11 protein-coding genes and 1 pseudogene are annotated in these 7,064 nt (G+C 67.7%); 5 read left to right on the top strand and 7 right to left on the bottom strand.

Annotation, left to right across the window (positions count from 1 at the left end):
• From OQF71_RS13240 to OQF71_RS13230, 3 genes are all read left to right on the top strand, one after another.
• Positions 1 to 680, top strand: a 680-nt coding sequence (locus OQF71_RS13240) for an ATP-NAD kinase (protein WP_280588228.1), incomplete at its 5' end; no start/stop codon positions are given.
• Positions 681 to 704: 24 nt separating this feature from the next.
• A complete protein-coding gene (locus tag OQF71_RS13235; RefSeq protein WP_280588227.1) occupies positions 705 to 1,148 on the top strand; it encodes a hypothetical protein in 444 nt (147 codons plus the stop codon).
• Between the two features lie 7 nt (positions 1,149 to 1,155).
• The gene (locus OQF71_RS13230) at positions 1,156 to 1,569 is read left to right on the top strand and encodes a universal stress protein (RefSeq protein ID WP_280588229.1); all 414 of its coding nucleotides are present in this window, start codon (positions 1,156 to 1,158) and stop codon (positions 1,567 to 1,569) included.
• Positions 1,570 to 1,705: 136 nt separating this feature from the next.
• Here the strand turns inward: OQF71_RS13230 and OQF71_RS13225 are convergent, their stop codons facing one another.
• From OQF71_RS13225 to OQF71_RS13195, 7 genes are all read right to left on the bottom strand, one after another.
• Positions 1,706 to 1,984: a hypothetical protein gene (locus tag OQF71_RS13225; RefSeq protein ID WP_280588226.1), complete on the bottom strand. Its 279-nt coding sequence runs from the start codon at positions 1,982 to 1,984 to the stop codon at positions 1,706 to 1,708.
• A 4-nt stretch (positions 1,985 to 1,988) separates the two neighbouring features.
• Complete coding sequence (locus OQF71_RS13220) at positions 1,989 to 2,420, bottom strand: hypothetical protein (protein ID WP_280588225.1); 432 nt, start codon at positions 2,418 to 2,420, stop codon at positions 1,989 to 1,991.
• Between the two features lie 54 nt (positions 2,421 to 2,474).
• Positions 2,475 to 3,263 (bottom strand): cytochrome bc complex cytochrome b subunit, encoded by a 789-nt coding sequence (locus tag OQF71_RS13215; protein ID WP_280588224.1) that lies wholly within the window; start codon positions 3,261 to 3,263, stop codon positions 2,475 to 2,477.
• Positions 3,264 to 3,267: 4 nt separating this feature from the next.
• Positions 3,268 to 4,077, bottom strand: a complete 810-nt coding sequence (locus OQF71_RS13210) for a cytochrome bc complex cytochrome b subunit (RefSeq protein WP_280588223.1) — start codon at positions 4,075 to 4,077, stop codon at positions 3,268 to 3,270.
• 7 nt (positions 4,078 to 4,084) lie between these two features.
• Positions 4,085 to 4,474, bottom strand: a complete 390-nt coding sequence (locus tag OQF71_RS13205; protein ID WP_280588222.1) for a hypothetical protein — start codon at positions 4,472 to 4,474, stop codon at positions 4,085 to 4,087.
• Positions 4,471 to 5,115 carry a halocyanin domain-containing protein gene (locus tag OQF71_RS13200; RefSeq protein ID WP_280588221.1) on the bottom strand — a complete coding sequence of 215 codons (645 nt, stop codon included), beginning with the start codon at positions 5,113 to 5,115 and terminating at the stop codon, positions 4,471 to 4,473. Before OQF71_RS13200 ends, OQF71_RS13205 begins: the two co-directional genes overlap by 4 nt.
• A 95-nt stretch (positions 5,116 to 5,210) precedes the next feature.
• A complete protein-coding gene (locus tag OQF71_RS13195; protein WP_280588220.1) occupies positions 5,211 to 6,065 on the bottom strand; it encodes a hypothetical protein in 855 nt (284 codons plus the stop codon).
• A gap of 147 nt (positions 6,066 to 6,212) precedes the next feature.
• On the opposite strand from OQF71_RS13195, the gene OQF71_RS13190 reads away from it, so the two are divergent.
• A complete protein-coding gene (locus OQF71_RS13190) occupies positions 6,213 to 6,695 on the top strand; it encodes a hypothetical protein (protein WP_280588219.1) in 483 nt (160 codons plus the stop codon).
• An 83-nt stretch (positions 6,696 to 6,778) separates the two neighbouring features.
• Positions 6,779 to 7,009: pseudogene (locus tag OQF71_RS13185) on the top strand (HAD family hydrolase); the annotation flags it as partial.
• Between the last annotated feature and the right edge of the window lie 55 nt (positions 7,010 to 7,064).

Genomic DNA, 7,064 nt, shown 5'->3' with positions numbered 1-7,064 from the left:
CCGCCGAGCGCACCGCGGCCGACGCCGTCGTCGCCGTCGGCGACGCCGCGCTCCGCGACGCGCTCGTCGACGCGCCGGACGCGCCGGTGATCCCGGTCGGGTCGCGGCGGCTCGCGGTCGACGCCGACGACGCGGAGCGACGCATTGGCGCCCTGCTCGACGTCGCGTTCCGCGGCGACGCCCACGACGCCGATCCCCCCGTTGAGGGCGTCCGGCGCGTCTCGCACCCGATCCTCGCGGTCGACACCGGGGACGGGCGGACGCGACGCGCCGCCTTCGACGTCGCCCTGGTCACCGCGGAGCCCGCTCGCATCTCCGAGTTCGCGATCGACTTCGTCGGCGGCGCCGACAGGGTGATCCGCGCGGACGGCGTCGCCGTCGCGACCCCGTTCGGCAGCGACGGGTACGCCAACGCGGTCGGCGGGCCGGTCGTGGAGTCGGGCGGCGGGCTCTCCGTCGCGCCGATCGCCCCGTTCAGCACCCGGACGGACGCGTGGGTCGCCGCGGACCGCCTCTCGATCTCGGTCGAACGCGAGACGGAGTCGGTCGCGCTCGTGGTCGACGGCCGAGAGCGCGGCACTGTCGAGCCGCACCGACCCGTCGCGATCGAGGCGACCGATCGGGTCGCGCTCGTGACCTTCGAGGGCGCGCGCCGAGCGCGACGATCGGAAACACTCTAATAACTCGTGACCGGATGTGTCGATATGGATCCACTGCAGTTCCTCGTTCCCCTCGGCTGGCTGTCCGCGGTCGGACCGGTGCTGCCGTACGCGATACTGACGATGGCGGTGGCGAACCTCGCGACGCGTCACATCGCGCACCGGCGACACGTCGAACAGGGAACCGACGGTGACAGCGTCGAACCGTACACGCCGCACGCGTTCACGAACATCGGGCTCGTGCTGTTGAGCTTCCTCTTCGTGCTCGACGCGCCCGTGAGCGGCGTGATCGTCTCGGTGCTCGTGATCACGATGCTGATCGCCGACCTCTTCGAGCTGGAGGCGCGCAACGTCGAGGCCCGCAACGACATGCCGATCGAGGCGCCGAAGAGCTCGATCGCCGCGTCGCTGCTCGTCCTGGTGTTCGCCTCCTACTACGCCCTGTGGTTCCTCGTCGCCGGCCTCTGGAACCAGTTCGTCATCGCGTAGTCCGGGAATCCGAGAGAGAACGACCGGCCGCGTTCCGTTTCTCGCCGCCGTTTCGCTTCTCCTCGCCGACCGCTTCGGTGCGACCGTCCACGTCCTCTCGGTCGTCGACGCGCGCAATCGCTTCGAGAGTCCGACCGGCGGCCTCTCGGTTGAGGCGTGGGCCGACGCCGAGCGCGACCGAGCCGAACGCGCCGTCGAGGACGCGGTCGCCCTGCTGCACGACGACCTGTCAGTCGAGACGGCCACCGTCGAGGGCGCACCCAAGGCGACGATTCTCGACTACGTCGAGGACGAGGGGACGGAGATGGTGGTGATGGGCCACGGCTGGACCGGGCTGGACCACTACCTCATCGGCAGCGTCGCCGAGAAGGTCGTCCGTCGGTCGCCGGTGCCGGTCGTCACGGTCCCTCTGACCGACTAGCTCAGACTGGCTGCCGAAGAGAAACGCCGTCCGAGATACCTGCGCCGTATTCGGTGCGACCGCTGAATCTCATCACCGATCGAAGGTTTCACTAAGGTCCCGGAAGCGATCGGATGAAACGAGTCCGGCGCGCGGATCAGTTCGCGGCGTCGGCGTCGTCGTTGAGGACGTCGCGCAGCTCGCGACTCGCAGGGATCAGCACCCAGAACGTGAGCGCGCCGAGGATCATCACCCAGAAGAACGCGTCGCCGGCGACGAGGCCGACCTCCCCGTAGACGCTATCAACGCCTTCGGCGGGATTGACCAGTTGCACGACGTCGTAGTACGTGGGCGTTCGGTACCATCCGCCGAAAGTGAGCCAGCCGAGGCCACCGAGCGCGAACAGGGCGACCCCCTTCATGAACTCGTCTGCCATTATCTTACGATTCGCCGGAGTCGTCTTGAGACTTTCCCATCCCCTGACCCCGGAACCGCGTCCCAAGCACGTACACCGCCGTCCCCCCGATGATGAACGCGATCCCCGTGATCGCCAGCGCGGCGACCAGCGTGTCGTCCGAGGGGTAGAGGCCGGCACTGTTCAGGAGATAGACGACCGTCGTCCGGAAGAAACTGATCTGGCGCGTCGCAGCGTCGACGAGCGTGAATCCGATCAGGTACGCGATCACGGCCGCGAGCGTCGAGAAGACGGTGACGGCCTTGTACATTCGGAACGGGACCACCACCTCGCGCCCGTCGGGCCCGATACGCGGGCCCGTCGGCTCGTCGCGAGGGTCCTCCTGATCGTCGGCGGCGATGGGGTCGCCCGTCTCGTCGAACGCCTGTGCGTCGTCGCGGTCGGTTGGTGATGACATCGAAATAATGGAAACAGGCTGGAACGGTTGGGCGGCGGGTGCGGTTCTGTGTCGTTACTTCGGCGGGCGCAGCATGTAGTACCGCCGATTCAGGTCGTACATATACCCCTCACGCATCGTCTTCAACACCGCGTAGGTGATGATACCCCCGGCGAGCGGGAGCATGAACGTTAGCGTGAGCAGCAGGTCAAGTGAGATCGGAAAGAAGTTCTGGATCGCGAGCGCCGCGAGCGTGATCGACAGAACGACGCCGGTCACGCCGACGGCCGCCCAGAACGGCTGCTCGACGGGACGCCGCGCGCCCCCTTTGTTGAGGAACGGCACGAGCGTGATGGTACCGAAGACGATCCCGTGAGCGGTGATCCCGAGGAACTCGTTGGACATCGCGATGTTGCCGTCGAGCACCGCCAGGCTCGGGTTGATGGGGTTGAGCTTCAGCAGCCCGAACGACCAGTAGAGGTACCAGTCCGGCAGGATGATCCCCGGCGTCGCGCCCGGATTTGCCGGCTCGCCGTAGTGGGCCGGCAGGATCGCCGCAATGAGGATTATGATCCCGACGAAGAAGCTCGTGATCGCGAGGTTTCGGATCGTCTCGTGGGGCCACGTGGGGAAGCCGAGCACGTCGCGCTCGACGTACGTCGACTCCGCGCGGAGGTTCTCGTCCTCGCGGCGGGAGCGTTCGAAGTACTGGTAGGTGAGCTGCGCGAGCCCCTGCGAGCGCTCCTTGCGCTCGCTCCACGTGGGGGTCTCGTCGTCCGGCGGAACTGTCGCCGGCGGCCCGCCGTCCGTGCGGGCCTCTTCATCGGTGCCTCCGTCCGTCATGGGGGTGGTATCGTCGGTCATTAGATTAGTGCGGCTCCGCGATGCCCTGCACCCACACGATGCCGACGTGGAGCGCGACGAGGCCGGTCACCACGAACGGCAGCACGAAGACGTGCAGGATGTACATTCTCACGAGCGTCGCCTGCCCGAGGGTGAACCCCCCGAACATGAGCTGTGCCGCCCACTCGCCCACGAGGGGCGTCGCGAGCGCCATCTCGACGCCGATCTGTGCGGCCCAGAACGACAGCTGCTTCCACGGGAGCACGTACCCGGAGAAGCCGAACAGCAGCGTCAGGCCGATGAGGATGACTCCGAGGATCCAGTTGACCTCACGAGGCTCCTTGTACGACCCGGTGAAGTACACGCGAAGCATGTGCAGGAACACCGCGGCGACCATGAACTGGGCCGCCCAGCTGTGGATCGAGCGGAGCATGAACCCGAACTGGACGTCCGTCATGATCATCACGACGGAGTCGTACGCGGCCGTCGGGTCGCCCTGCGCGGCGGCGCCGGCGGTCGACGGGGAGTAGTAGAACCCGAGCAGCGCGCCGGAGACCGCCGCGACCAGATACGCGATGATCGACAGCGACCCCAGCGAGTACAGCGGGTACCAGTACCAGAACTTGTTGTCGAGGTCGTACTGCTCCGTGTGACTCTTCGGCATCTGGAGGTTCGCGCGGTAGTACATCGTCTCCAGCAGTTCGAGGTAGTCGACGATGCGGAGCCGCTTGTCGAGCCAGATGAGCGTGGTGAGGAACGCGGTCTCGATGACCGTCAGATCCTGCTTTTTGAGCCACGCGTTGTGGTCCATCTCGTCTTGTTTTTTGAGGCTCATTGTGGGATCACTTCTTGTAGTAGGGGTAGACCGCGCGCTTGATTGTGTCCATCGCGCCGCCGGTGTCTATCCCGACGCCGTCTTTGTCCTCTTCGCGGACGTACAGGTCCTCCCACTTGCGGCGGCGCTTCTTCACGATCATCACGTCGGGGAGGAACTCCTTGCGGTACAACAGGAGGATGAAGGCGAGGTCGATGAAGATCATCGCCAGCAGCGCGCCGGTGTACATGTTGCCGAACTCCGTCGACGCCCACGCGGACATGAGCCCGTAGACGAACAGCCCGACGAACACGACCTCGATGACCGTGAGGAGCACGATGGCGATCGCCGCCGCGGTGCTCTCGCGGGCCGGCTCGTACCGGTGGATGTCGCCGTACGAGGAGCCGCCGGAGCTCATTGGTTCCCTCCGTGACCGGTGTGAGCCGACTCGCCGTACTTCAGCAGGTAGAACGTGAAGACGAACGTGAGCGAGATGCCTAAGACCGCAGCGATCCCGACCCAGTGGGCGTGGAGCGGCACCCCGACGTGGGCGATGTTCTCCGGCCAGCCGCTGGCTCCGCCGCCACCGGCTTCAGTGGTCTCGATGTCCTCGCCGACGGCGAGACCGGCGTGCATGCCGACGGCGGTGTGGGGGACGCAGTGGTAGTGGGTGATGCCGGCGTCCTCCTCGGTCACTTCGTACTCGTAGGTGTACCCTTCCTCGCCGACCGGGTCACCGCTGTCGAGGCCGGCCGGCCCTTCGACGTTCTGGACGTTGTGCGCGCCGCCGTTCCCGGTCCACTCGAACGTGATCGTCGTGCCCGGGTCAACCCACAGCTGGGTCGGGTCGAACGCGAGCCCGCTGTCGCCCGCGCCGACCTGCACGGTCACTTCGCTCTCGCCCCGGGCGTCCTGATAGGAACCGAGGTTTCCGCTGGTGACCCCGCTCGGCCAGTCCGGTTGTTGCTCCTGTGCGGCGGCCGTCCCGGTCGCTCCGGCACCGGCCGCGACCGCGGCGGTCGCACCGCCGGCCGTCCGCACGAATTCCCGCCTTTTCATACAAGTTCACTCAGGACGGCGTCCGCTTAAACCCACCGACTGAACTCGTCGACGGTGGCGCGTTTACAGGGGCTCTATCCCCCGATATCGGCGCTTCACTCGTCGAGCTCCGCCTCGTCTACGACCCCCCCTTCGACCGGTACGAAGTCGGGTCGCTCCTTCGCCTCGCGGAGGGCCCGCAGCCGCTCGCGGTACTCCTCCGAGCGGAACCGATCCGAGAGCCGCGCGTTCGCCACCATCACGAACAAAAAGAGGCCGACGAGCAGGAACACGATCCCCATCGCCGGCGCCACGATCGTGTCGAGGTCGGTGAGGAGCGCGGCCGCCAGCAACGCCGCGCCGGCGAGCACCTGCACGGCCGCGATCACCTGAACCATCAGGTTCCCGAACTCGCCCGAGCCCTCGGGCACGGTGTCGGGGTGCGGGAGCGACCAGTCCTCGGGCGGCTCCGGCACGTCGTACGACTCCATCGCCGCCAGCGCGACGATCGGCTCGATGTCGCGCAGCACCGTCCCCTGTCCGGCCACCTCGCCGGTCGGGCGGACGATAGCGTACCCCTCGTCGGAGTAGACGAGGATTCGCTCCTCGCCGTCGGCGCGCACGCGTTCCAACACGCCGAACACCTCGCGGCGAGCGATCCGCGACTTGAGCTCCGCCTCGGCGCGTTCGAGCAGCCGGTCGCCCGTGATCCACGAGTCGGGGTCGAAGGCGGCGTCCCACTCATCTGCGCTCATCCGCGCCATGTCGGACGGGCCGAAGTCGTCGAAGTCGTACTCCTCCTCGACGCGCCGTCTGAGCTCGTCGAGGTCGTCCGCGGCGTCGCCCCCGACGGTTGGTCCCCCCTCGTCTCCGGCCGTCTCGATCCCGGGTGACGCCTCGTCGCCGTCGGACGCGTCCGGTGCCCGGTCCGGTCTCGGCTCCGGCTCCGATCCCGTCGAGGTGTCCTCCATCATCCGCCCGTACGGGCTCCGGACGCTAACTGTTTTCGTCCTCCGGCTGTGACCCGGCGCCGACCGGACCGGCCGTATCGACGGGACTCCGGCGGTGCGACGAGCGGATCGAGGAGTTTTACGCGCCGGAGCCCGAACCGTCGATCAATGGTAGACGAGTCGGTGTACGCGGCGCTCGCCGGGCTGTCGGTGACGACGAGTCTCCCCTTCCTGCTGTACGGGGCGTGGATCATGATCGACGCCGAAACCGTGAGCTGGAACGTCCTCACGCACCACCTCCGGTACATCGGCGCCGGACTGGCGCTGACCACCGTCCCGATCGTCGGATGGATGATCCCCCGCCTCTTCCAGCGGCTGACCGGGCTCGCCGTGATCCACGCGTTTCTCGGGCTGCAGGCGTACGCGCTGCTGGGATTCGCGCTCACCGGCATCGCCCGGATCCTGCAGGCCAAGCGAAACGCCGACGCGTACGAGGACCCCGACGTCGACATCGACGAGATCCACGAGAACATGGGCCACTGGCGCGCCCGGCTCCGCGTCGGCGTGGCGGGGTTCATGCTCCTCTGGCTCTGCGCGTGGGTGACCGGCCTCTACCGCTTCTACTCGATCCACGTCGCCCCGGCCATGTGAGCGGTGCGGCCGCTTTCTCACCGTCCCGGCGCCGTTTCGCCGACCGACAGCTTCAATCCCGTTTTGCCCCAAGAGAGGATATCGTGGCAGTCACCTTCGACCTGTTCGGGACGCTCGTCGACGTCGAGTACCCGTCCGACCCCGCGGAGATCGTCGCGCGCGAGCTGGAGTCCCGCGGCGTTGCGGTGCCGGACGACTGGCACGTCGCGTACGGCGAGCGACACGTGGACGCCCCGGCGGGCGCGGAGGTCCCGCTCCCGGCCCACGTCGCGCACGCGCTCGACTCCCGCGGCGTCGACGCCGCGGAGAACGTCGTCCGGCGCGACGTCGGCGCGGCGTAGGCCGCGGACGGGACCGGGCGCGAGGGGG

Source organism: Halorubrum sp. Boch-26 (genome assembly GCF_029889805.1).
GTDB lineage: Archaea > Halobacteriota > Halobacteria > Halobacteriales > Haloferacaceae > Halorubrum.
This window is presented reverse-complemented; position numbering and strand designations above follow the sequence as displayed.

Bases quoted from the DNA above. Each gene is read 5' to 3' on its own strand.
- OQF71_RS13235 (WP_280588227.1), top strand. From the start codon at position 705: ATGGATCCACTGCAGTTCCTCGTTCCCCTCGGCTGGCTGTCCGCGGTC.
- OQF71_RS13225 (WP_280588226.1), bottom strand. From the start codon at position 1,984: ATGGCAGACGAGTTCATGAAGGGGGTCGCCCTGTTCGCGCTCGGTGGC.
- OQF71_RS13220 (WP_280588225.1), bottom strand. From the start codon at position 2,420: ATGTCATCACCAACCGACCGCGACGACGCACAGGCGTTCGACGAGACG.
- OQF71_RS13215 (WP_280588224.1), bottom strand. From the start codon at position 3,263: ATGACCGACGATACCACCCCCATGACGGACGGAGGCACCGATGAAGAG.
- OQF71_RS13210 (WP_280588223.1), bottom strand. From the start codon at position 4,077: ATGAGCCTCAAAAAACAAGACGAGATGGACCACAACGCGTGGCTCAAA.
- OQF71_RS13205 (WP_280588222.1), bottom strand. From the start codon at position 4,474: ATGAGCTCCGGCGGCTCCTCGTACGGCGACATCCACCGGTACGAGCCG.
- OQF71_RS13200 (WP_280588221.1), bottom strand. From the start codon at position 5,115: ATGAAAAGGCGGGAATTCGTGCGGACGGCCGGCGGTGCGACCGCCGCG.
- OQF71_RS13195 (WP_280588220.1), bottom strand. From the start codon at position 6,065: ATGGAGGACACCTCGACGGGATCGGAGCCGGAGCCGAGACCGGACCGG.
- OQF71_RS13190 (WP_280588219.1), top strand. From the start codon at position 6,213: ATGGTAGACGAGTCGGTGTACGCGGCGCTCGCCGGGCTGTCGGTGACG.